Source organism: Streptomyces sp. NPDC003327 (genome assembly GCF_053589515.1).
The window spans coordinates 42,465-63,705 of sequence record NZ_JBSFSA010000007.1; the positions used below are offsets into that span (position 1 = coordinate 42,465).

At 73.3% G+C, this 21,241-nt stretch carries 23 protein-coding genes; 13 read left to right on the forward strand and 10 right to left on the reverse strand.

Annotated features, from left to right (window positions below):
• Positions 1 to 9: 9 nt before the first annotated feature.
• The 3 genes from ACWDVG_RS08720 to ACWDVG_RS08730 all read right to left on the reverse strand — a co-directional run bounded on the left by ACWDVG_RS08720 (position 10) and on the right by ACWDVG_RS08730 (position 2,041).
• Positions 10 to 909 (reverse strand): NAD-dependent protein deacetylase, encoded by a 900-nt coding sequence (locus tag ACWDVG_RS08720; protein ID WP_451697520.1) that lies wholly within the window; start codon positions 907 to 909, stop codon positions 10 to 12.
• Between the two features lie 60 nt (positions 910 to 969).
• A complete protein-coding gene (locus ACWDVG_RS08725; protein WP_451697522.1) occupies positions 970 to 1,479 on the reverse strand; it encodes a hypothetical protein in 510 nt (169 codons plus the stop codon).
• An 85-nt stretch (positions 1,480 to 1,564) separates the two neighbouring features.
• Positions 1,565 to 2,041 carry an SPW repeat domain-containing protein gene (locus ACWDVG_RS08730; RefSeq protein WP_451697524.1) on the reverse strand — a complete coding sequence of 159 codons (477 nt, stop codon included), beginning with the start codon at positions 2,039 to 2,041 and terminating at the stop codon, positions 1,565 to 1,567.
• A gap of 199 nt (positions 2,042 to 2,240) precedes the next feature.
• Here ACWDVG_RS08730 and ACWDVG_RS08735 point away from each other — a divergent pair, with 199 nt between their 5' ends.
• Genes ACWDVG_RS08735 through ACWDVG_RS08745 form a run of 3 tightly spaced genes read left to right on the forward strand, consistent with a single transcriptional unit; the run spans position 2,241 to position 5,439 of the window.
• A complete protein-coding gene (locus ACWDVG_RS08735) occupies positions 2,241 to 3,437 on the forward strand; it encodes a hypothetical protein (protein WP_451697526.1) in 1,197 nt (398 codons plus the stop codon).
• Positions 3,437 to 4,045, forward strand: a complete 609-nt coding sequence (locus tag ACWDVG_RS08740; RefSeq protein ID WP_451697528.1) for a hemerythrin domain-containing protein — start codon at positions 3,437 to 3,439, stop codon at positions 4,043 to 4,045. The genes ACWDVG_RS08735 and ACWDVG_RS08740 overlap by 1 nt, the downstream gene beginning before the upstream one ends.
• Before the next feature lie 20 nt (positions 4,046 to 4,065).
• The gene (locus ACWDVG_RS08745) at positions 4,066 to 5,439 is read left to right on the forward strand and encodes a preATP grasp domain-containing protein (protein WP_451697529.1); all 1,374 of its coding nucleotides are present in this window, start codon (positions 4,066 to 4,068) and stop codon (positions 5,437 to 5,439) included.
• On the opposite strand, the gene ACWDVG_RS08750 is transcribed toward ACWDVG_RS08745, so the two are convergent.
• Positions 5,394 to 6,893, reverse strand: a complete 1,500-nt coding sequence (locus ACWDVG_RS08750; RefSeq protein ID WP_451697531.1) for a M20/M25/M40 family metallo-hydrolase — start codon at positions 6,891 to 6,893, stop codon at positions 5,394 to 5,396. The two genes, ACWDVG_RS08745 and ACWDVG_RS08750, sit on opposite strands and share 46 nt — an antisense overlap.
• Before the next feature lie 37 nt (positions 6,894 to 6,930).
• Positions 6,931 to 7,374 (reverse strand): DUF4383 domain-containing protein, encoded by a 444-nt coding sequence (locus tag ACWDVG_RS08755; protein WP_451697533.1) that lies wholly within the window; start codon positions 7,372 to 7,374, stop codon positions 6,931 to 6,933.
• Between the two features lie 305 nt (positions 7,375 to 7,679).
• On the opposite strand from ACWDVG_RS08755, the gene ACWDVG_RS08760 reads away from it, so the two are divergent.
• From ACWDVG_RS08760 to ACWDVG_RS08790, 7 genes are all read left to right on the forward strand, one after another.
• Complete coding sequence (locus ACWDVG_RS08760) at positions 7,680 to 8,525, forward strand: HipA family kinase (protein ID WP_451697534.1); 846 nt, start codon at positions 7,680 to 7,682, stop codon at positions 8,523 to 8,525.
• Positions 8,522 to 8,905 carry a DUF3037 domain-containing protein gene (locus ACWDVG_RS08765; RefSeq protein ID WP_451697536.1) on the forward strand — a complete coding sequence of 128 codons (384 nt, stop codon included), beginning with the start codon at positions 8,522 to 8,524 and terminating at the stop codon, positions 8,903 to 8,905. Before ACWDVG_RS08760 ends, ACWDVG_RS08765 begins: the two co-directional genes overlap by 4 nt.
• Before the next feature lie 188 nt (positions 8,906 to 9,093).
• The gene (gene fabG, locus ACWDVG_RS08770; RefSeq protein WP_451697537.1) at positions 9,094 to 9,855 is read left to right on the forward strand and encodes a 3-oxoacyl-ACP reductase FabG; all 762 of its coding nucleotides are present in this window, start codon (positions 9,094 to 9,096) and stop codon (positions 9,853 to 9,855) included.
• 29 nt (positions 9,856 to 9,884) lie between these two features.
• Entirely contained in the window at positions 9,885 to 10,652 is a 768-nt protein-coding gene (locus ACWDVG_RS08775; protein ID WP_451697539.1) for an SDR family oxidoreductase, read from the forward strand.
• Between the two features lie 149 nt (positions 10,653 to 10,801).
• Positions 10,802 to 12,379, forward strand: a complete 1,578-nt coding sequence (locus tag ACWDVG_RS08780) for an ABC transporter substrate-binding protein (RefSeq protein ID WP_451697541.1) — start codon at positions 10,802 to 10,804, stop codon at positions 12,377 to 12,379.
• Positions 12,380 to 12,521: 142 nt separating this feature from the next.
• Positions 12,522 to 13,205, forward strand: a complete 684-nt coding sequence (gene ung, locus ACWDVG_RS08785; RefSeq protein ID WP_451697543.1) for a uracil-DNA glycosylase — start codon at positions 12,522 to 12,524, stop codon at positions 13,203 to 13,205.
• Positions 13,206 to 13,294: 89 nt separating this feature from the next.
• The gene (locus ACWDVG_RS08790) at positions 13,295 to 13,750 is read left to right on the forward strand and encodes a hypothetical protein (protein WP_451697841.1); all 456 of its coding nucleotides are present in this window, start codon (positions 13,295 to 13,297) and stop codon (positions 13,748 to 13,750) included.
• A gap of 55 nt (positions 13,751 to 13,805) precedes the next feature.
• Here the strand turns inward: ACWDVG_RS08790 and ACWDVG_RS08795 are convergent, their stop codons facing one another.
• From ACWDVG_RS08795 to ACWDVG_RS08805, 3 genes are all read right to left on the reverse strand, one after another.
• A complete protein-coding gene (locus tag ACWDVG_RS08795) occupies positions 13,806 to 14,327 on the reverse strand; it encodes a hypothetical protein (protein WP_451697545.1) in 522 nt (173 codons plus the stop codon).
• 204 nt (positions 14,328 to 14,531) lie between these two features.
• A complete protein-coding gene (locus ACWDVG_RS08800) occupies positions 14,532 to 15,068 on the reverse strand; it encodes a DinB family protein (RefSeq protein WP_451697547.1) in 537 nt (178 codons plus the stop codon).
• Between the two features lie 43 nt (positions 15,069 to 15,111).
• The gene (locus tag ACWDVG_RS08805) at positions 15,112 to 15,744 is read right to left on the reverse strand and encodes a TetR/AcrR family transcriptional regulator (protein WP_451697549.1); all 633 of its coding nucleotides are present in this window, start codon (positions 15,742 to 15,744) and stop codon (positions 15,112 to 15,114) included.
• 85 nt (positions 15,745 to 15,829) lie between these two features.
• Between ACWDVG_RS08805 and ACWDVG_RS08810 the strand changes: the two genes are divergently transcribed.
• Positions 15,830 to 17,023 carry an FAD-dependent monooxygenase gene (locus ACWDVG_RS08810; protein ID WP_451697551.1) on the forward strand — a complete coding sequence of 398 codons (1,194 nt, stop codon included), beginning with the start codon at positions 15,830 to 15,832 and terminating at the stop codon, positions 17,021 to 17,023.
• Positions 17,024 to 17,170: 147 nt separating this feature from the next.
• Entirely contained in the window at positions 17,171 to 18,076 is a 906-nt protein-coding gene (locus tag ACWDVG_RS08815) for a Gfo/Idh/MocA family protein (RefSeq protein ID WP_451697553.1), read from the forward strand.
• On the opposite strand, the gene lnt is transcribed toward ACWDVG_RS08815, so the two are convergent.
• Entirely contained in the window at positions 18,021 to 19,601 is a 1,581-nt protein-coding gene (gene lnt / locus ACWDVG_RS08820; protein ID WP_451697555.1) for an apolipoprotein N-acyltransferase, read from the reverse strand. The two genes, ACWDVG_RS08815 and lnt, sit on opposite strands and share 56 nt — an antisense overlap.
• A 152-nt stretch (positions 19,602 to 19,753) precedes the next feature.
• On the opposite strand from lnt, the gene ACWDVG_RS08825 reads away from it, so the two are divergent.
• The gene (locus ACWDVG_RS08825) at positions 19,754 to 20,347 is read left to right on the forward strand and encodes a flavin reductase family protein (RefSeq protein ID WP_451697556.1); all 594 of its coding nucleotides are present in this window, start codon (positions 19,754 to 19,756) and stop codon (positions 20,345 to 20,347) included.
• A 2-nt stretch (positions 20,348 to 20,349) separates the two neighbouring features.
• On the opposite strand, the gene ACWDVG_RS08830 is transcribed toward ACWDVG_RS08825, so the two are convergent.
• Positions 20,350 to 21,222 carry an undecaprenyl-diphosphate phosphatase gene (locus tag ACWDVG_RS08830; protein WP_451697558.1) on the reverse strand — a complete coding sequence of 291 codons (873 nt, stop codon included), beginning with the start codon at positions 21,220 to 21,222 and terminating at the stop codon, positions 20,350 to 20,352.
• Positions 21,223 to 21,241: the final 19 nt, after the last annotated feature.

Genomic DNA, 21,241 nt, shown 5'->3' on the forward strand with positions numbered 1-21,241 from the left:
GCCCAGGGCTCAAGGGGTGCCGAGGTCCTCGTCGAGGATGCCCAGCTGCCGGGAGAGCGCCGAGAGGGCCTGGCCCAGGGGGAGGGCGATGCGGGCCCGTGCGTACGGGTCGCCGCGGGTGGGGTCGCGGTTCACGATGACGACGGGCGTCCCCTTTGCGGCGGCCTGGCGGACGAACCGGAGTCCGGACATCACGGTCAGCGAGGAGCCGAGGACCAGCAGCGCGGAGGCCTCCCGGACGAGGGCGCGGCAGTGCGCGACCCGGGGCGGCGGCACGGCCTCGCCGAAGAAGACCACATCGGGCTTGAGGACGCCGCCGCACACGGCGCAGGGCAGGACGCGGAAGTCGGCGACCTGGTCGTCGGTGAGGTCGGCGTCGCCGTCGGGGTTGAGCGCCGATGCGACCGGCGCGAAGCCCGGATTGGCCTGTTCGAGGCGCTCCGCGAGCGCACGGCGCGGGGTGGAGTCACCGCAGCCGAGGCAGACGACGCGGGCCAGGCTGCCGTGGAGCTCCACGACGTCGGCGCTGCCGGCGGCCTGGTGCAGACCGTCCACGTTCTGCGTGATCACTCCCGCGAGGAGCCCCTGCCGTTGGAACGCGGCGACGGACCGGTGCCCCGCGTTGGGGCGGGCCCGCCCGAAGGTGCGCCAGCCGAGGTGGGAACGGGCCCAGTAGCGGCGGCGGGCCCGGGCGCTGCCGACGAACTCCTGGTAAGTCATCGGCGTGTGCCGGCTGAGGCTGCCGCCCTCGCCCCGGTAGTCGGGGATGCCGGACTCCGTGGAGATGCCGGCGCCGCTGAGCACCGCCACGCCTCCGGCGCGCAGCACCGCGGCGGCCGGCTCCAGGTCGGTGGTGCCCGGCGGGAGGTCCGCGGGCGGGGTCCAGCTCAAGGTCGGGCGCATGCGCATGACGCCAGGGTACGGAACGGGACCCCGCTCCCGGGTTCTCCGCCGCAGGCGCCGCGGCGGTTAGGGTCGCGCGGCGGTGGTCGCCTCGGGCGGGGCCGCGCGGGGGATCGCGCCCGGGGTGCGCGCGGGCGCGGAAGGAGAGCGCGTCCGGGGTGCGCGCCGGAGCGTGCTCCGCCGTGTCCGGCCGAGCGCTGAGGGTGCCGCCGCGCGCCCGCCGACAGGGGCGGCGGCCACCGGGCGGGGCCGCACCGCCTCGTCGAACTCAGCGACGAGGACGTCGACGTCGTCGCGGGCCTGCGCCCCCACCGCGTGGAGAACGTCTGCGTCGAGAAGGAGTACGGCTTCAACATCGTCCACGACTTCGGCCACGGCGGCAGCGGCTTCAGCCTCTCCTGCAACGGCTGTGCCCGCGAGGCCGTCGGCCTCCTCGACAGCATGGAAGGCGCCTCCTTCAGGGTCGTCGACCTCAAGCCCGCGGCACTGCACCACCACGCCGACACCTTCGCCACGCTCGGAACTCCCGACTTCGCCACCGTCCACATCGACGGCCAGGAGGGCCCGGCCGAGCACCCCTGTACGCCTGACGCCCCGCCCCCCGGGTGCGCGCGCCGCACCCGGGGCCCGACCGCGGCGGCCCGAAGGGCAGGAAGCGGCGTCAGGCGTCGGACGGTTTCGGAGCCGTGCCGTCCGTCGTGCCGTCCGTCGTCGACCGACGGGTGCGCCCGCGGTCCAGCCGCCACAGCAGCGCGGACGCCACGCTCAGGATGATCAGCACACTGCCGGCCACGATGGCGAGCATGCGGTCGGCCGTGTGCACGGCGGTGTTCTGCGCGTCGAGGACGAACGGCGAGACGAGGAGCCAGACGCCCGCGACGCCCACGATGGCGTCGGACCGCAGGCTTCCGCCGCGGTAGATGCGCCACCCCGCGGTGAACCCCACGACCAGCCCCACGAGCATCTCGTTGATCTGAGCGTCCTTGGGACCGACCTGCGTGGCCATCGGCATCAGCAGGAGCAGCACCGCGACCGCCAGCATGAGCAGGCCGAGGAGCTGGTCGTGCGCCCCCTGGCGCAGCACGTGCGGCGGGTCCGACACCCGCGGCTTCAGCCCCCGGTCGATGTGCACCACCATGGCCCCTCATCTCCTCCCGATCGTGCGGCGCCCGGCGGCTACCCCCGGGGACCGGCGTCATGCGCCGGGCGGCGACGGCGGCCGGGAACGGCCATTGAGGTGAGAATCGCCCGGCCGAGCGTGTACGGGGAGGGGAGGGGCAGGCGGGAGGAGCAAGATGCCGACGGTCCCCGCCCTCCACCGAGAGCCAGGTGCCCGCATGACCTTCAACCCGCTGGAACAACGCGGTATCCCGCTGGACAAGCAGGTCCGCAGTTGGCGCGAGCTGAACGTCTCGCCCATCGACCCGGACGCCACCGACCCGTACACCCGCTGCCGGATCATCACCATGAACGGCATCGAGGTCGAGGCGATCGTCTTCAGCCACAACCTCGCCCGCAACACGGTCGACCCCGACGTGAAGCGGGGCCTGGCCGAGGTCCGGTACGTCGAGGCGCAGCAGCAGAAGGCGGTCAACTGGCTGCTGCCCGGGGTGTCATCGGTGCTGGAGACGACGATCGCGTACGAGCAGGTCGCCGTCGACCTCACCTCCTGGATCGCCCGGATGGAACCGGACCCCTACCTCCGGCAGGCGTACCAGTTCGGCGTCCTGGAGGACTTCGACCACCTGTACCGGTACGCCAACCTGTACGAGATGATCGAGCACCGCAAGGCCGAGGCGATCGTCGACGGCCTCACGGAGGTCATGCCGGGCCGCCCCACGCGAGCGCACCACCGCCACGCCTTCGACAACGTGCGCGACCCCTACGACAAGGCCGCCACCGACCCCCTGTCCAAGCTGCACGCGCTGACCGTCCTGTCGGCGGAGCAGCAGACGATGAACTTCTACATGAACACCGGGCCCACCTACATGGAGCCGATCGCCCGCCAGCTCTACCAGGAGATCGGGCTCATCGAGGAGGAGCACGTCACCCACTACGAGTCCCTCGTGGACCCGGGGGAGACCTGGTGGGAGCAGCTGGTCAACCACGAGTACAACGAGTGCTACCTCTACTACTCCTTCATGGAGCAGGAGAGCCACCCCAAGGTGAAGGCGCTGTGGGAGCTGCACCTCAACATGGAGCTGGAGCACCTGCGCATCGCCTGCGACCTCATGCGCCGACACGACGGCCGCGACCCCGAGGAGATCCTCGCGCCGCAGCTGCCGAAGGTGCTGACCTTCGAGCCGAACAAGGACTACCTGCGCGAGCTGCTCGCCACCCAGATCGACCTGACCACCCTCGGGGCGGGCTACGTGCGCGAGGCGCACGAGCGGTTCGAGCAGATGCAGCAGCGCCTGCACGACGGGGAGAAGCCGCCCAGCGACCGGGTCGTGGAGCAGCACCGCGAGATGTTCGACCGGGACTACCGCCTGGAGACCGAAGGACCCCACCCCGTCGAGTCGGAGCGCGCGTGATGGCCCGGGAGGGAGACACCGCGAAGGACGAGCAGGCCCAGGTGGGTGACCCGGCGGCCGGCGAGGACGTGGTGGCGCTCCTGGTGCGGCAGCACGGCCGGATCCACACCCTCTTCGAGGAGGTCCGCACCGCGGAGGGCGAGGAGCGCACGGAGGCGTTCCGCCGCCTGGTGCACCTGCTGGCCGTGCACGAGACCGCGGAGGAGGAGGTCGTGCACCCCCACGCCCGTACCGCCTTCGACGGAGGTACGGACGTGGTCGAGGAGCGGCTCGCCGAGGAGAAGGCGGCGAAGGAGAAGCTGTCCGCGCTGGAGGACATGGACACGTCCGACCCCCGGTTCATGCCCGCGCTGCTGTCCCTGCGCAACGCCGTCCTCGTCCACGCCCGCTCGGAGGAGCGCTACGAGTTCGCGCAGCTGCGCCGCACCACCTCGCCGGCCCGCCTCGCCCTGATGGCCAAGGCCGTCCGGGCGGCGGAGGCTACGGCGCCCACCCACCCCCACCCCGGGGTGGAGAGCGCCACCGCGAACCTCGCCCTGGGGCCCGTGGCCGCCGTCGCGGACCGTACGCGCGACGCCGTCCGCCGGGTCATGGGGGAGGGGGACTGAGCCACGGAGGGGTGGAGGACATGGACGGCGCACACGACGTCCGACCGGAGCCGGCCGGTCTCCGGGTCGTCTACGCGAACCTGGTCTCCGACCTCGCGGTGGACCTGGAGGAGCGGGACGTCCTGGGGGCCTGGGCGGAACAGGCCCGGCGGGAGGTCTGGCTGCTGCGGGCGGGCGACGTGCTGGTCACGCCGGTGCCGGTCGACGAGGCGTTCCTCCGTTACTCCTCCGCGCTGACCGGCGTCCCCCCGGACTCCGTCACCGTGCTCACCCTGCCGGAGGCGTTCGCGGCGGCAGGCCGGCCGGTTCCCCTCCGTACGGCCGTCGAGGCGGTGCGCACGGCCTGCGCGGGCCGCCCCGTGGACGCGGTCCTGCCGACGGCCCTCGACACCGCGGCGGTCGGCATGGCACGGGCCCTCGGCGTACCCGTCCACCCGTACGCCTCGGTGGAGGCGGCCGAGGCCGCCCTGGAGGTGACCCGGCTCCTGAACACCAAGGCCGGGTTCCGGCAGGTGGCGCTCGGGCTGGCGATGAGGGTGCCGGACGGGCGCGTCCGCCGTCGCGCCGGGGTGGCGGACGCCGTGGCGGAGCTCCTGGCGTCGCACGGGGAGGTGGTGGTCAAGCCGGACCGGTCCGCCGGCGGACACGGTCTGCGCTTCCTCGCGGCTCCGGGCGGGGCGCGGGAGCCGTCGCCCGGGGCCGGTCTCGCCGCGTGGACCGGGGCCGATCTCGCCGCCGTGGGCGGCCCCGACGGACTGTGGGTCGTCGAGGAACGGATCGACGTCGCCGGCTCGGTGAGCGTCCAGATGGAGACCGGTCCCGACGGCCCCGCCGTGCTGTTCGACGGCGAGATGCGGACCGTGGCCGGCTGCTTCGCCGGCTATCTGTCCCCGCTGCCGCCCTCGTGGGCGGGGCTCGGGCCGACTCTGGAGGAGTGGGGGCGCTCGCTGGGCACCTTCCTGGCCGGGCACGGGTACGCGGGGCCGTTCAGCATCGACGCCATGGTGACGGGCGGAGGCGAACTGGTCGCGGGGGAGAGCAACGTCCGACGCACCGCCACGACCACCCCCCGAGCCATGGTGGCCCGTCTGACGGCCACGGCCACGGCCGCGGCGAGTGCCGGGACTGGTGCTCCGCCACCGCCCGGGCCCGGCCCGACGTGGGCGACGGGCCGGGTCCGGGCGGCGAAGGAATGGGCCTTCGACGAGGCCGTGGAGCGACTCGGCTCGGTCGGCGTCGCCTACGAGCCCTCGCCCGGCCAAGGGGTCGTGCTCTACGCGGGGCCGCCGGCGGACGGTCTGACCTGGCGTTACGCGGTGATCGCCCCCGACCACGCGGCGGTGGCCCGCTACGAGGCGCTGCTGCTGTCCTCCTGGGCCGACGCCGCCCGCTGATCGGGCCGCTGACCGGGCCCCGGATCGGTCCCCTGATCCGGCCAGCACCCGAGGGCCTCCGGCAGTTCCTCCAGGAACGCCGCGAGCGTACGGACACCGAGGCGGAGGGCCTCGATCTCGGCCCGCTCGTCGGGACCGTGCCAGCCGTCGTCGGGCAGGCCCGTGCCGAAGAAGACCACCGGCGCGTCGCACGCACGCGCCAGCTGCGCCGCGGGCGCGGCGCCGCCGTTGCCGATCAGGCGGGCCGATGCCCCGTTCGCGTACGCGCGGCCGACGGCGCGGCCGAGGGCGGCGAGCGCGGGATGGTCCTCCGGGGTGCGGTAGGGATCCGAGATGGTGGAGGAGATCTCCAGGTCGTAGCGGAAGCCCGGGCGGCGGTGGCCGGCCAGCCAGGCCCGCAGCTGCTCCGCGACCTCGTCGGCCCGCTGGTCCGGTACGAGCCTGAGCAGCAGGTCCGCGTCCGCCTTCGCGGGGATGAGCCCCAGCGACGGCGAGTCCGCGCGGCCGGCCGTGAGGCGGGCGACCTCCACGGCGGGGCGCGTCCACAGCCGCTCGGGCGCGGAGAAGCCGTCCTCCCCCTCGGCGCGGAAGGTGCCGGTGTCGGCCAGCCACGTCGGCAGCTCGAAGGGCAGGGAGTCCAGGGACGCGCGCAGGCGTCGGCCGGGGCCGGCCACCGCGTCGTAGAAGCCCGGCAGGGTGATCCGGCCGGAGCCGTCGGTCAGCAGCCCCACGAGCCGGGCGAGTTCGAGGGCCGCGTTGGCGGCGGCCCCGGACACGGCGCCGCTGTGCAGGTCCCGTTCCGCGCCGCGGACGGTGAGGGTCGCCGTGACCGAGCCGCGGACCGTGGCGCACACGGTCGGTTCCCGCACGGACCACAGCATCGTGTCGGACACCATGACCACGTCGGCGGTCAGGTCCTCGGCGTGCGCGGAGAGCAGGTCGGCCAGGTGGACCGAGCCGATCTCCTCCTCGCCCTCGATCAGGTACTTCACCGTCACCGCCGGGGCGGTGCGCCGCGCGAGGTGGGTGCGGACGGCCCCCAGGTGGGCCATGATCTGCCCCTTCGCGTCGGACGCCCCGCGCCCGTACAACCGCCCGTCACGCCGGAGCGGGGAGAACGGCGCCGTCACCCGCCACTCGGAGGGATCCGCCGCGTGCACGTCGTGGTGGCTGTAGACGAGGAGGACGGGCGCGTCGGGGTCGGCCGACGGCAGGCAGCCGTACACGGCCGGCAGACCCTCCGTCTCCCAGACCTCGGCGCGGCCGAACCCGCTGCGCCGCATGCGGTCCGCGAGCCACTGGGCGGACCGCCGCACGTCACCGGCACGGTCGGGATCGGAGGACACCGACGGGATGCCCACCCACTCCGTCAGGGCGTCCAGGGCCAGGACGTCGCCCGGCGCCGGAACATCGGTCGAGGTGTCCCGCGGCGTGGCGGGCCCGGAGGCGTTCATGGGGGGCGGCTGCCCCGGCCGTCCGGTTCGAACCGCGTCAGGTGCGCGCCGTCCGGCCGCGCCCGAGCAGGACGCCGAGGGCGACCATGCCGAGGCCGAGGACGAAGTGGAGCCAGTTGTCCGCCGTGTTCACGGGGACGAAGTTGGCGGAGCTGTCGTGGTCGATGAGCAGGCCGTAGAGCCACAGGACGAGGTAGATCACGCCCCCGCCGATGAGGTAGGCACGAGCGGACGCGGCGGCGCGGGACATGGCGACACCGGCGACACCGAACAGGAGGTGGACGATGTTGTGCAGGACGGAGACCTGGAAGACGCCGAGCAGCTTGGCCTCCGAGTGGTGCTCGGCGAACGTCAGGGTGTCGTAGTCGGTCGTGACACCGGGGATGAACCCGAGGACGCCGACCAGGAGGAAGACCACTCCCACGACGAGTGCGGCGAGCTGCACGGGCGTCCGGGAGGTGGCTCGGGTGTGGGTGGTCATGACGCTTCTCCTTCCCGCCGGGGCGGGTCGGGGGACGGTTCACGTCCCGGGTCGGCTGACGGTGACTCATGTCGCTCCGGCGCCTGCCCGGGCGCGGGGCGCGCAAACGACGGACGAACCTCCACCGGGCCCGGCGCTCGCGATCACGCTCGGTTACGCTGGTTCCTTCGTGCCGGGGGCGACGGCGGTCGTTCGTCCGTGGTGCGCGGGCCGCCGGGTGCGCGGGAGGAGCGAGCCCGTCGGCCGTAGCCCCCGGGCTGGTCGTCCGTGGATCGCAAGGCTGAAGAGATGGGTGGCCTGGGAAAGTGTTGGAAGAGGTCGTAGCGACCCGCTACGTCACGCCGTTGCGTGAGGGCGGCTCGCTCCCCGGGATCGTCGAGGCCGACGATCTCGGCACGTACGTCATGAAGTTCACCGGCGCCGGGCAGGGGCGCAAGACCCTCGTGGCCGAGGTCATCTGCGGGGAGCTCGGGCGGCGGCTCGGGCTGCGGGTGCCGCGGCTCGTCGCCCTGGAGCTCGACCCCGTCATCGGGCTCTCCGAGCCCGACCAGGAGGTGCAGGAGCTGCTCAAGGCGAGCGGCGGGCTGAACCTGGGGATGGACTTCCTGCCCGGGTCGCTGGGCTTCGACCCGCTGGCGTACGAGGTGGACTCCCGGGAGGCCGGGAAGGTCGTCTGGTTCGACGCGGTCATCAACAACGTCGACCGCTCGTGGCGCAACCCCAACATGCTCGTCTGGCACGGCGACCTGTGGCTCATCGACCACGGCGCGACCATGATCTGGCACCACAACTGGGCCGGCGCGCAGGCGTCCGCCGCGAAGCCGTACGACGCGTCCGACCACGCGCTCGCGCCCTTCGCGCCCGACGTCGCCGCCGCGGCCGCCGAGCTGGCGCCGCTCGTCACGGAGGAGCTGCTCACCGAGGTCGCCGCCGAGGTGCCGGACGAGTGGCTGGTCGACGAGCCGGGCTTCGACGGCACCGACGCGCTGCGCCGCGCCTACGTCGAGGCGCTGCTGCCGCGCGCCGCCACCATCCACGAGCGGATCACGCTCGGACCGCGCACCGAGCGGCGGCCGCAGCAGCCGCCCGGCTGGCTCGCCGACCGCCTCGCACCCCGGCCGCACGCCACCGAGAAGGACAGCACCCCGTGACCGACCGCGATGTCTTCGAGTACGCGCTCCTGCGCGTCGTGCCCCGCGTCGAGCGCGGGGAGTGCTTCAACGCGGGTGTGGTCGTCTACTGCCGCGCCCGGTCGTACGTGGCCGCCCGCACCCATCTGGACGAGGGCAAGCTGACGGCGCTCGACCCGGCGGCCGACGTCACCGGCGTACGGGCGGCGCTGCGGGCCGTGGAGGGGGTCTGCCTGGGCGGTGACGCCGCGGGGCAGGCGGCGCGCGACGACGCGGGGCGCCGTTTCCGCTGGCTGATCGCACCGCGTTCCACCGTCGTACAGCCGGGGCCCGTGCACACCGGTCTCACCGCCGACCCCGAGGCGGAGGTGGAACGCCTGCTCGAGCTCCTCGTCCGCTGAGGGACCGTCCGGGGCGCGCCGCGCACGCCGAGTGACCGGGTGCACGCGGTGGGCCGTTGACACCGGGTGCCAGGGCTTCTAGCGTCGCGTCTGCGGTCGTACTAAGCGGTCGCTCATGCGCGGGACGCAGGAGCGGCCGTGCGGCGCGACCGCATCCAGGGACGACCCAAGGGCGAGGAGAACCAAGCATGTCCACCACCGAGCAGCGCGTAGCCGTCGTCACCGGTGCCGCACGGGGCATCGGCGCCGCCACCGCGATCCGCCTCGCGGCCGAGGGCCGCGCCGTCGCCGTGCTCGACCTCGACGAGGCGGCCTGCAAGGACACCGTCGAGAAGATCACGGCGGCGGGCGGCACCGCCCTCGCCGTCGGCTGCGACGTCTCCGACGCCGCGCAGGTCGAGGCCGCGGTGGCCCGGGTCGCCGACGAGCTCGGCGCGCCGACCATCCTCGTGAACAACGCCGGCGTGCTCCGTGACAACCTGCTCTTCAAGATGTCCGAGGCCGACTGGGACCTCGTCATGAACGTGCACCTCAAGGGCGCCTTCCTGATGGCGAAGGCCTGCCAGAAGCACATGGTCGACGCGGGCTTCGGCCGGATCGTCTCGCTCTCCTCCTCGTCGGCGCTCGGCAACCGCGGCCAGGCCAACTACGCGGCCGTCAAGGCGGGCCTCCAGGGCTTCACCAAGACCCTCGCCAAGGAGCTCGGCAAGTTCGGCATCACCGCCAACGCCGTCGCCCCCGGCTTCATCGTCACCGAGATGACCGCGCAGACCGCCGAGCGCGTCGGCATGGGCTTCGAGGACTTCCAGGCCGCCGCCGCCTCCGTGATCCCGGTCCAGCGCGTCGGCCGCCCCGAGGACGTCGCCAACGCCATCGCCTTCTTCACGGGCGACGACGCGGGATTCGTCTCCGGCCAGGTCATGTACGTGGCCGGCGGCCCGCTCAACTGACGTATCGGCAGCGAGAGAAGGAGGCGGGCATGACCGTACGGGAGAAGCCGGAGCTGTCCGGCAAAGTCGCCCTCGTCACCGGCGCGAGCCGGGGCATCGGGTACGGGATCGCCGAGGCGCTCGTCGCCCGCGGCGACCGGGTCGTCATCACCGGCCGTGGCGAGGAGGCCCTCAAGGAGGCCGTGGAGCGCCTCGGCGCCGACCGGGCGATCGCCGTCCCCGGCAAGGCCCACGACGAGGCCCACCAGGCCGCCGCCGTCGAGGCGGCGATGGACGGTTTCGGCCGGGTGGACTTCCTGGTGAACAACGCCGGCACGAATCCGGTCTTCGGGCCCATCGCGGACCTGGACCTCGGCGTGGCGCGCAAGGTCTTCGAGACGAACGTGATCTCCGCGCTCGGCTTCGCGCAGCGGACCTGGCACGCCTGGCAGAAGGAGAACGGCGGGGCGATCGTGAACATCGCGTCCGTCGCCGGAATCTCCGCGTCGCCCTTCATCGGCGCATACGGAATGAGCAAGGCCGCCATGGTCAATCTCACCCTCCAGCTGGCCCATGAATTCGCTCCGGTCGTGCGGGTGAACGCCATCGCGCCGGCCGTGGTGAAGACGAAATTCGCGCAGGCGCTCTACGAGGGGCGGGAGGCCGAGGCGGCCGCCGCGTACCCGATGGGCAGGCTCGGCGTCCCGGAGGACATCGGGGGTGCGGCGGCCTTCCTGACCTCCTCGCAGTCGGAGTGGATCACCGGGCAGACCCTCGTCGTCGACGGCGGCATTTTCCTGAACGCCGGAGTCGGGTGACCGATTATCGGACACTTTCCGGATTCTCCTGTCCGGATTGGCCCCGATTCTGCGTCGAATGACGTAAGTGCCCCGCCGGGCTCGCTCATTGACCTGGCGGGGCGCTGCGGTATCGTCTGCCGACCCCTGGCTGAACGAGGAGCGTGCACGTGTTCGACCGGACCAGCCTGCAGGCCGCTGCAGCCCTTGTGTCCATATCCCTGCTGTCCGGATGCGGTGTGTTCTCGGACAGCGAATCCGCCGGGGACCAGAGAATCGTCGTCGGTACGACGAGCTCTCCTTCCACTCTCGATCCGGCGGCTTCCTGGGACAATTCCTGGGAGCTCTTCCGGAATGTCTTCCAGACCCTGGTCAGTTTCCCGACGGGAAGCACCGCGCCGCAGTCGGACGCGGCCGACTGCAAGTTCACGGACACGTCCAGCCGGGTCTTCGAATGCACGCTCCTGGAGGGCCTGAAGTTCTCCAACGGACACGCCCTGGACGCCAAGGCCGTGCAGCACTCGATCGAGCGGATCCGCACGATCGACCACGAGGGCGGACCGAACGGCATGCTCGGCTCCCTCGACAAGATCGAGACCGTCGGGTCCCGGACGGTCGTCTTCCGGCTGAACAAGCCGGACGCCACCTTCCCGTTCGTCCTGGCCACCCCCGCCATGTCGCTGGTGGACCCGGCCGAGTACCCGGCGGACAAGCTCCGCAAGGACGGCAAGATCATGGGCTCGGGGCCGTACGTCCTCGACTCCTACGCCGAGCGCAAGTCGGCCGAGCTGACGAAGAACCCCACCTACAAGGGCTTCGCCGAGCGCAAGAACGGCGGCGTGACGATCCGCTACTTCGACGAGTCCGAAGCGATGGTGAAGGCGCTCAAGGCGAAGGAGATCGACGCCACCTACCGCGGCCTCACCGCCGAGGAGATCGTCGAGATGCAGGAGGACAAGCCGGAGAACGAGCGCCTCCAGCTGGTCGAGTCCACCGGCGCGGACATCCGCTACCTGGTCTTCAACACCCAGGACCCGACCGTCGCCAAGCCGGCCGTCCGCAAGGCCATCGCCCAGCTCGTCGACCGCGACGCGCTCGTCAGCCGGGTCTACCAGGGCACCGCCGAGCCGCTGTACTCGATGGTTCCCAAGGGCATCGCCGCCCACACCACCAAGTTCTTCGACCGCTACGGCATGCCGAACGCCAAGAAGGCCGAGGACATCCTCCGCGACGCCGGCATCGACGAGCCCGTCGAGCTGACCTTCGCCTTCACCACGGACCGGTACGGCTCCGCGACGGCGGCCGAGTTCGCCGAGCTCAAGCGGCAGCTGGAGGCCTCCGGCCTCTTCAAGGTCACCCTGCAGGGCAAGCCGTGGACCGAGTTCCAGGCCGACTACCAGAAGGGGAAGTACGCGGTCTTCGGCCGAGGCTGGTTCCCCGACTTCCCGGACCCGGACAACTTCGTCGCCCCGTTCGTCGGGCAGAAGAACGTCCTCGGCACCCCGTACGTGAGCCCCCGCATCACCAACGAGCTCATCCCGCAGTCCCGCCGCGAGAGCGACCGGGCCGGCGTCACGGACGAGTTCGAGGAGGCCCAGGAGATCATGGTCCAGGACGTCCGGCTGTTGCCGCTGTGGCAGGGCAAGCTCTACATCGCGGCCGGTGACGACATCGGCGGCGGCGAGCGCGCCCTCGACCCGCAGACCGTCATGCAGATGTGGGAGCTGAGCCGCCGGGCCAGCTGGTAGGACCACCCGGGCGGCGAGCGGTCGGTGATCGGTGGTCGGTGATGGGCGATCGGTGATCGGCGGGAGGTGCCGGGGGCGTTGTCAGTGGCCCCCGGTAGGTTCCGTACCGAGAGACAGGAACGTTCACCGGAGGTTGTCGACCGTGACCGACATCAGCATGCTGCCCGAGTCCTGGCAGGGCGTCCTCGGCGAGGAGCTGCGCAAGCCGTACTTCGCGCAGCTCGCCGAGTTCGTCGAGGAGGAGCGGGCCAGGGGTCCGGTCTACCCCCCGAAGGACGAGGTCTTCGCCGCCCTCGCCGCCACCCCGTACGACAAGGTGAAGGTCCTGATCCTCGGTCAGGACCCCTACCACGGCGAGGGGCAGGGCCACGGCCTCTGCTTCTCCGTCCGTCCCGGCGTGAAGACCCCGCCCTCCCTCCGGAACATCTACAAGGAGATGCAGGCCGAGCTCGGCCACCCCGTCCCCGACAACGGCTACCTCATGCCGTGGGCCGAGCAGGGCGTCCTGCTGCTCAACGCGGTCCTCACCGTCCGCGCCGGCGAGGCGAACTCGCACAAGGGCAAGGGCTGGGAGAAGTTCACCGACGCCGTCATCACGGCCGTCGCCTCGCGCCCCGACCCGGCCGTCTTCGTCCTGTGGGGCAACTACGCCCAGAAGAAGCTCCCCCTCATCGACGAGGAGCGGCACGTCGTCGTCAAGGGCGCCCACCCCTCCCCGCTCTCGGCGAAGAAGTTCTTCGGCTCCCGCCCCTTCACCCAGATCGACGCGGCCGTCGCCGCCCAGGGCCACGAGCCGATCGACTGGCGCATCCCCGACCTCGGCTGAGCCTCGGCCCGATCCGGCGCGGCTGCGGTTAGCGTCAGAGCTTCCGGAAGTGCGAGCGCGTGGAGGTCGCGGTGGCCGAACAGCGGCAGATGGCGGACGACGGGGTCATGACCAGGATCGGGCAGGCCATGATGCTGCTCCACGGCGGTGACCGGGAGGAGGCCCGCAACCGCTTCGGGCTGCTGTGGGAGCAGATCGGCCCCGACGGGGACCCGCTGCACCGCTGCACCCTCGCCCACTACATGGCCGACGCCCAGGACGACCCCGACACCGAGCTGGCCTGGGACCTCCGCGCGCTGAACGCGGCGGGCAACCTCGACGAGGGCCGGCTCGCCGTCCACGACTCGGCCGTCGCCCTGCGGGCCCTCTACCCCTCGCTGCACCTCAACCTCGCCGCCGACTACGTCAAGCTGCAGCGCCCCGAGGCGGCGCGGATCCATCTGGACCGGGCCCGAGCGGCCTCGGAGACGCTCGACGACGACGGTTACGGGAACGGGGTGCGGGCCGCGATCGACCGCCTGGAGCGGCGGCTCAGCGGGCCCTGACGCGGACCCGGCGCCGCTCCCGGCGCGGGTCGGGCGCCGGGGCCGCGGGTTCCGTTCAGCGGCCCTGGGTGTGGCGGCAGATCCTGGCCTGCTCGCTGCCGGGCCCCCAGCCGCCGTACCGCTCGCCGAGGTCGCAGACGTCCGCACCGCGCCCCTGGCCCGAGGCGGCGCCCGCGGCCGCGCCGGGCAGGTCGTCGAGCCGCGGCAGCTCCGGCATCGGCGGCAGCGCCGGGTGCCGGGGAACGGCCGGCCGCACCCGCTCCGGCCGGTGCGGTACGGGATCGGGGCGCGGCGCCGTCGCACGGTCCGGTCCGGCCGCCTTCCGCGGCTTCGCCGAGGGCGCCGGTGGCGGCGGGGGCGGGGAGTCCGGGAGCGCCGCCTCCAGGGCTTCGAGGGCAGGGCCCTCGACGATCTGCGGAGCCACCTCCTGGGCGGGGCCGGCTGTCTGCGCGACCGGCGCCGGCGGGCCCGCGGGGGCGGGCGCGGGGGTGGGCGGCGCGTCGACGGCGACGCACCCGGTCAGGGCGGCGACGGCCGCCCCGACGAGGATCTTCACGGTGGTTCGGGTTCCATGCACCCGCGCAACTCTGGTGCGCCCCCGGCGATCTTCGCGCCCCTACCGGCCGGGAATGCCCCGCACGGGTGAGCGCCTCGTCCCCCGGCCTTGACCGTCACCCGGTCTTGACCGTCATCCGGCCTCGACCCGGCTCGCTGCCTCTGCCCGCCTCCTCGGCCGCGCGTCCGCCCGTCGGCCCACCGGGCGGCCGCGCCCCGGACCGGTTCAGTCGCCGGTGGCGCCGTCGATGCGCTCGCGGATGAGGTCGGCGTGGCCGTTGTGGCGCGCGTACTCCTCGATCATGTGCAGGTAGATCCAGCGGAGGTTGTAGCTGCGGCCGGTGCGGTCCTTGCCCTCGGCCAGGTCGTCGAGGTCGCGGCCGGCCGCGACCTCGCGCGCGTAGGCGATCTCCGCCTGCCAGGTGGCGTAGGCCTCCTCGTAGGTGTCCCCCTCCGTCGCGTGGATGTCCCGGTCGTAGTCCTCGTCCGTCGCGTAGATCCACCCGGCCTTCTCGCCGGCCAGGGTGCTGCGGAACCAGCCGCGCTCGACCTCGGCCATGTGCCGGACGAGACCGAGCAGGTTGAGGTCCGACGGCGGGGCGGACGGGGTGCGCAGCTGGGCGTCGTCGAGCCCCTCGCACTTCCGGGCAAGGGTGGCGCGGTGGAAGTCGAGCCACTGCTCCAGCGCCTCGCGCTCGCCCGAGGTGGTGGAGGGGTCGACGCGCGGGATGGTCGTGATGTCTTCGGTGGTCATGGGGGGCATCGTGCCCGACCGGCCCCCCTCCACACCACCGGATTCCCGGACGTCAGCGCCCCGGGGAGTGTCCCGTCGAGGCCGGGCCGCCTGCCAGCATGCCCCTCAGCAACTCGTCGAAGCCCGCGCGCAGTTCCGCGGGACCCGGGACCGCGGCGTGGAAGGACCCGGCGGCGCAGGAGAACATCAGCCCCTCGCACCAGGCGATGAAGGAGAGCGCGTGCCGCTCGGGCGTCGGCGACCCGGCCGCCGTCATCATCGCGACCACCGGCTCGCGGAAGGCGGAGCCGGTCCGGTCGAAGAAGGCGCGGAGTTCGGGGCGGCGGGTCGCTTCGAGGGCGAGCTCGTAGCGGGAGACGAGCAGCGCGCGGTGGTCGGTGAGGTACCGGTGCAGGGTGGCGGCGAGCGCGTCCGTGAGGGAGTCGAAGCCGGCACCGGCCGGGGGCAGTTCGTGCGGGGCGAGGACCTCGGCCTCCCGTTCGGCCTGGCGCCGGACGGCGGCCTCCAGAAGGGCCTGCCGGGTGCGCGCGTGGTTGGACGTGGAGCCCTGGGGCAGTCCGGCGCGCTCGTCGACCGCGCGGTGGGTGAGCCCCCGCATCCCACGCTCCACGAGGAGGTCGAGCGCGGCGTCGCCGATCCGTTCGGCGCGGGAGGGGCTGTCGGGCACGGGCGTGCGGCTGGTCATGGGGGAGACCCTACTACCCGGCGAACTACACCTGTAGTACGGTCCGGGTGTCGGCATCACTACACCCGTAGTTCCGAGGAGCAGCATGGAACAGCACCGAGCCCTCGTCGTCGGAGCCGGAATCGGCGGGCTCACCGCCGCCGTCGCCCTCCACCGGGCCGGCTGGACGGTCACCGTCCTCGAACGCGCCGCCGATCTCGCCCCCGTCGGCGCCGGCATCGCCCTCGCCCCCAACGCCCAGCGCGCCCTCGACGTGCTCGGCCTCGGCGACCGCGTCCGCGCCCTCGCCGCCTGGCAGGGCGACGGCGGCGTGCGCGCCCCCGACGGCCGCTGGCTCGCCCGCACCGACGCCGCGGCCGCCGCCGCACGCTTCGGCGGCCCCCTCGTCCTCCTCCACCGCGCCACTCTCGTCGAGATCCTCGGCGCCGCCCTCCCGGAAGGCAGCGTCCGCACCGGCGTCGCCGCCTCCCTCGCCGACCCCGGCGACGACCGCCGCCCGGCCCGCCTCACCACCCCCGCCGGCGAGATCGAGGCCGACCTCGTCGTCGCCGCCGACGGCATCCACTCCGCCACCCGCGGCGCCCTCTTCCCCGGCCACCCGGGACCCCGCTACTCCGGCCGCACCACCTGGCGGCTCGTCGTCCCCGCCCCCGGGCGGCCCTTCGCCCCGCACGAGACCTGGGGCGCCGGACGGCTCTGGGGCACCCAGCCCCTCAAGGACGGCCGCGTCTACGCGTACGCCATGGCCGCCGCCCCCGCCGGCGCCCACGCGCCCGACGACGAACGGGCCGAACTCCAGCGCCTCTTCGGCGCCTGGCACCACCCCGTGCCGGAACTCCTCGCCGCCGTCGACCCGGCCGACGTCCTGCGGCACGACGTGCACCACCTGATCGACCCGCTGCCCGCCTTCCACCGGGGGCGCGTCGCGCTCCTCGGGGACGCCGCGCACGCGATGATGCCGAGCCTCGGACAGGGCGGGAACCAGGCCGTCGAGGACGCCGTCGTCCTTGCCCACCGCGCCCGCGCCCACGGCGGGTTCGACCCCGGCACCGCCCTCGCCGCCTACACCGCCGACCGGCTGCCCCGCACCACCGCCCTCGTCCGCAAGGCCGCCCGCACCGGATCGCTCACCCTGCTCTCCGCCCGCCCCGCCGTCGCCCTGCGCGACACCCTGGTCCGCACCGTCTCCCGATTCGGTCCCGGCCTCGCCCTGCGCGGCTTCGACGGCATCGCCGACTGGCGCCCGCCCACCGCCGCCGATCCCTCCCGCGTAAGCTGACCTGCGCGAACGGCCCCCCTTCCGAGGGCCGCCCGCCCAGCACGGAGAAGAGGCGTCGCACGACGAACGAGAGACGTCGCACGACGGACGAGAGACGTCGCACGACGGACGACAGACGGCGACGAACGACAGCGAAGGAGCGACCCCGTGAAGATCGGCTGCATCGGACTCGGCGACATCGCGCAGAAGGCCTACCTCCCGGTGCTCGCCACCCTCCCCGGGGTCGAACTCCACCTCCAGACCCGCACCCCCGCGACCCTGGACCGGGTCGCCGACTCCCTCCACGTGCCCGCCGCCCGGCGCCACCGCGACCTCGACTCGCTCCTCGCCGCCGACCTGGACGCCGCCTTCGTGCACGCCCCGACCTCCGCGCACGCCGAGATCGCCACCCGCCTCCTGAACGCCGGCGTCCCCACGTACGTCGACAAGCCCCTCGCGTACGAGTACGCCGACTCCGAGCGGATCGTCGACCTCGCCGAGAAGCGCTCCGTCAGCCTCGCCGTCGGCTTCAACCGCCGCCTGGCCCCCGCCTACGCCCAGTGCCTCGACCACCCCCGCGAGCTGATCCTCCTCCAGAAGAACCGCGTCGGGCTCCCCGAGGACCCGCGCACCCTCGTCCTCGACGACTTCATCCACGTCGTCGACACCCTGCGCTTCCTGCTCCCCGGCGAGGTCGAGCACACCGACGTGCGCGCCCGCGTCCGCGACGGGCTCATGGAGCACGTCGTGCTCCAGCTCTCCGGCGACGGCTTCACCGCCATCGGCATGATGAACCGGATGAACGGCTCCACCGAGGAGATCCTGGAGGTCTCGGGCCAGGACACCAAGCGCCAGGTCCTCAACCTCTCCGAGGTCGTCGACCACAAGGGCCAGCCGACCGTCCGCCGGCGCGGCGACTGGGTGCCCGTCGCCCGCCAGCGCGGCATCGAGCAGGCCGTCCTCGCCTTCCTGGACGCCGTACGGGACGGCCGCGTCCTCAGCGCCCGGGACGCCCTCCTCACCCACGAACTGTGCGAGCGCGTCGTCCGCGAGGCGCAGGTCCGGGCCTCCTGAGCGCACCCGCGCCCTCGGCCGCGCACACCAGGCCGACGACGGCCGCCGCCGCGAACAGAGGCCAGTCGCCCAGCCGGACGTAGACGGTCGTGGTCGTCGCCGCGAGCGGCAGCTCCCGTACGGCGACGGCGCTCGCCTCCGTCCCGAGCACGGGTCCGATCCGGCGCCCGTCCGGGGCGTACGCGGCGCTGGTCCCGGTCAGCGTCGCGTGCACCACCGGGCGTCCCGTCTCCGCCGCGCGCAGGGCGGCCAGGGAGGCGTGCTGCGCGGGCGCCCAACTGTCCTGGAAGGTACTGGTCGCCGACTGCACCACCAGCAGCCCTGCGCCGTCCCCGGCCAGCCGTCGGCCCATGTCGGGGAACGCGGACTCGAAGCAGATCAGCGGCCCGATCCGCAGCCCGGACGCCCCTCCGGCGGCGGGCAGCGTCATCACGACCGGGCTCGTGCCCCGGCGTCGGTCCTCCTGCGCCGCCTTGCCGACCGACGTCGCCCAGCCCAGCACCGACCGCGCCGGGACGTACTCGCCGAACGGCACGAGCCGCATCTTGTCGTACCGCTCGCCCGTCGGCCCGTCCGGCCCGAACAGCACCGCGCTCTTGAAGATCCCCGGCCGGTCCGACCGACGCGCGTCCACGTTCACCAGCAGCGGCGCACCGACCTGCCGGGCCAGCGCCGTCAGCCGGTTCGAGAGCTCCGGCCGGCCCGCCGGGTCGGCCCCCACGCCGCTCTCGCCCCAGACCACGAGGTCGAGCCGCTGCCCGGCGAGGGTACGGGTCAGCTCCTCGGCCCGGGCCAGGCGCCGCTCCGGCCCCTCCGGCCCGCCGAACACCCCCGGCTGTACGAGCGCCACCCGCACCGTCCCGGTCACCCGCGGCGCCCCCACGCCCCAGGCCGCCGTACCCACCACGAGCGCGCACGCGGCGAGCCCCGCGACCCCGACCGCCCGCAGCCCCGGCACGGCCAGGAGCAGCGCCACGGCCGTGTTCACCGCCACCACCAGCAGGCTCACCAGCCACACTCCGCCCACCGACGCCACCCGCAGCGCCGCCGGTACCTCCCACTGGCTTGCCCCGAGCAGCCCCCACGGCCCGCCGAGCCCCTCCCACGACCGGACCAGCTCGATCAGCAGCCAGCCGCACGGCACCGCGAGCAGCGCCACCGCCGCCCGCGACGGCGGACGGCCACCCGCGAGCAGCGTCCGCACGAGCCACCCCCACGGCAGCCACAACAGCCCGAGCAGCGCCGAGAGCAGCAGTAGGAAGACGTGCAGACTGGGCAGCAGCCAGTGGTGCATCGCGAGCATGAAACCGGTCCCGCCCAGCCAGCCGTCCAGGGCCGCGCGGCGCGCCCCCGGGGCCGTGCGGAGCAGCAGCAGCCACGGGACGAGCGCCACGTACGCCCACCACCAGAGCCCCGGGGCGGGGAAGGCGAACGCGGGCAGCGCGCCGCAGCCGACCGCGAGCAGCGACCGCGCGACCCCGTGGCCGGGTACCCGCCCGTCCGCCGCGGTGAACGGATTCCGCATCGCGTGCCTCCCGCCGTCGACCTCCAGTGTCCGGCCTCGCCGCCTCCGTCGCCGGGCGACACACGGCCGGGCCGGCCGTGCCGCCACGATCACCGAGGGGCGTGCGCGGGCCCGGTCACGGCGGGGCCGCGCGCCCGGTCATACTGTCCGTCATGCGCGTGCACTTCGATCCCGATCTGACCGACCGGACCTCCTTCTACCGGCTGCTCACCGCCACCGTGGTGCCCCGGCCGATCGCCTGGGTCTCCACCTGCTCGGCCGACGGGACCGACAACCTCGCCCCGCACTCCTTCTTCACCATCGCCTCGGTGGCGCCCCCGGTCGTGCAGTTCACCTCCGTCGGCCGCAAGGACTCGCTGCGCAACGTGGAGGAGACCGGGCAGTTCGTGGTGAACCTCGCCCCCGAGGGGCTCTTCGAGCAGATCAACGCCACGGCGACGGACTTCCCGCGCGGCGTCAGCGAGTTCGACGCGTGCGGCGTCGAGCGCGAGCCCAGCCTCATGGTGAAGCCGCCGCGCGTCGCCGAGTCGCCCGTGGCGCTGGAGTGCGAGCTCCACAGCACCCTGCGGATCGGCGACTCGACGGTCGTCTTCGGCCGGGTCGTCCACGCCGCCGTCGACGAGTCGGTCCTGCGGGACGGACACCCCGAGATGACCCTGATGCGGCCGCTGACCCGGCTCGGCAAGAACGAGTGGGGCACCCTGGGCGACATCAGGGAGATCGCCCGGGTGCCCTACACCGGCTGAGGTCAGCCCGCGGACTCGCCCGCGTGCGGGCTGAGCACGCCCGCCCCCACCAGCACGAACAGCAGGATGCCGAGCAGGATGCGGTAGATCACGAAGGGCATGAAGCTCTTGGTGGTGATGAACTTCATGAACCAGGCGATGACCGCGTAGCCCACCGCGAACGCGATGATCGTGGCGAAGATCGTCGGCCCCCAGGACACGTGCCCCTCGCCCGCGTCCTTCAGCTCGTACGCGCCGGAGGCCAGCACCGCGGGGATCGCCAGCAGGAACGAGTACCGGGCGGCGGCCTCACGGGTGTAGCCCATCAGCAGACCGCCGGAGATCGTCGCGCCCGAGCGGGAGACGCCCGGGATCAGGGCCATCGCCTGGCACATGCCGAAGATCAGGCCGTCCCGGACGCCGAGCTCCTTCAGCGTCTTGCGCTCGCGCACCACCCGGTGCCGCCCGCCCGCCTCGTCGCGGGCGGCCAGCCGGTCCGCCACGCCGAGGACGACGCCCATCACGATCAGCGTGGTCGCGATCAGCCGCAAGTCGCGGAAGGGGCCCTCGATCTGGTCCTTGAGCGTGATGCCGAGGACGCCGATCGGGATCGAGCCGACGATGACGAGCCAGCCCATCTGCGCGTCGTGGTCGGAACGCATCGACTTGTCGGTGAGCGACCGGAACCACGCCGAGACGATCCGCGCGATGTCCTTGCGGAAGTAGATGAGAACCGCCGTCTCCGTACCGATCTGGGTGATCGCGGTGAAGGCCGCGCCCGGGTCGTGCCAGCCGGCGAACGCGGCGGTGAGCCGGAGGTGCGCGCTGGAGGAGATGGGAAGGAACTCCGTCAGCCCCTGGACGAGTCCGAGGATGAACGATTCGAACCAACTCATGGGGCTAGGGCCGTCCCGT

Excerpts from the sequence above, each read along its gene's own strand:
- ACWDVG_RS08800 (WP_451697547.1), bottom strand. The coding sequence starts at position 15,068 with ATGCCCCCCATGACCACCGAAGACATCACGACCATCCCGCGCGTCGAC.
- lnt (WP_451697555.1), bottom strand. The coding sequence starts at position 19,601 with ATGCGGAATCCGTTCACCGCGGCGGACGGGCGGGTACCCGGCCACGGG.
- ACWDVG_RS08825 (WP_451697556.1), top strand. The coding sequence starts at position 19,754 with ATGCGCGTGCACTTCGATCCCGATCTGACCGACCGGACCTCCTTCTAC.
- ACWDVG_RS08775 (WP_451697539.1), top strand. The coding sequence starts at position 9,885 with ATGACCGTACGGGAGAAGCCGGAGCTGTCCGGCAAAGTCGCCCTCGTC.
- ACWDVG_RS08830 (WP_451697558.1), bottom strand. The coding sequence starts at position 21,222 with ATGAGTTGGTTCGAATCGTTCATCCTCGGACTCGTCCAGGGGCTGACG.
- ACWDVG_RS08805 (WP_451697549.1), bottom strand. The coding sequence starts at position 15,744 with ATGACCAGCCGCACGCCCGTGCCCGACAGCCCCTCCCGCGCCGAACGG.
- ACWDVG_RS08730 (WP_451697524.1), bottom strand. The coding sequence starts at position 2,041 with ATGGTGGTGCACATCGACCGGGGGCTGAAGCCGCGGGTGTCGGACCCG.
- ACWDVG_RS08790 (WP_451697841.1), top strand. The coding sequence starts at position 13,295 with ATGGCGGACGACGGGGTCATGACCAGGATCGGGCAGGCCATGATGCTG.
- ACWDVG_RS08735 (WP_451697526.1), top strand. The coding sequence starts at position 2,241 with ATGACCTTCAACCCGCTGGAACAACGCGGTATCCCGCTGGACAAGCAG.
- ACWDVG_RS08810 (WP_451697551.1), top strand. The coding sequence starts at position 15,830 with ATGGAACAGCACCGAGCCCTCGTCGTCGGAGCCGGAATCGGCGGGCTC.
- fabG (WP_451697537.1), top strand. The coding sequence starts at position 9,094 with ATGTCCACCACCGAGCAGCGCGTAGCCGTCGTCACCGGTGCCGCACGG.
- ACWDVG_RS08750 (WP_451697531.1), bottom strand. The coding sequence starts at position 6,893 with ATGAACGCCTCCGGGCCCGCCACGCCGCGGGACACCTCGACCGATGTT.
- ACWDVG_RS08755 (WP_451697533.1), bottom strand. The coding sequence starts at position 7,374 with ATGACCACCCACACCCGAGCCACCTCCCGGACGCCCGTGCAGCTCGCC.
- ACWDVG_RS08720 (WP_451697520.1), bottom strand. The coding sequence starts at position 909 with ATGCGCATGCGCCCGACCTTGAGCTGGACCCCGCCCGCGGACCTCCCG.
- ACWDVG_RS08740 (WP_451697528.1), top strand. The coding sequence starts at position 3,437 with ATGGCCCGGGAGGGAGACACCGCGAAGGACGAGCAGGCCCAGGTGGGT.
- ACWDVG_RS08745 (WP_451697529.1), top strand. The coding sequence starts at position 4,066 with ATGGACGGCGCACACGACGTCCGACCGGAGCCGGCCGGTCTCCGGGTC.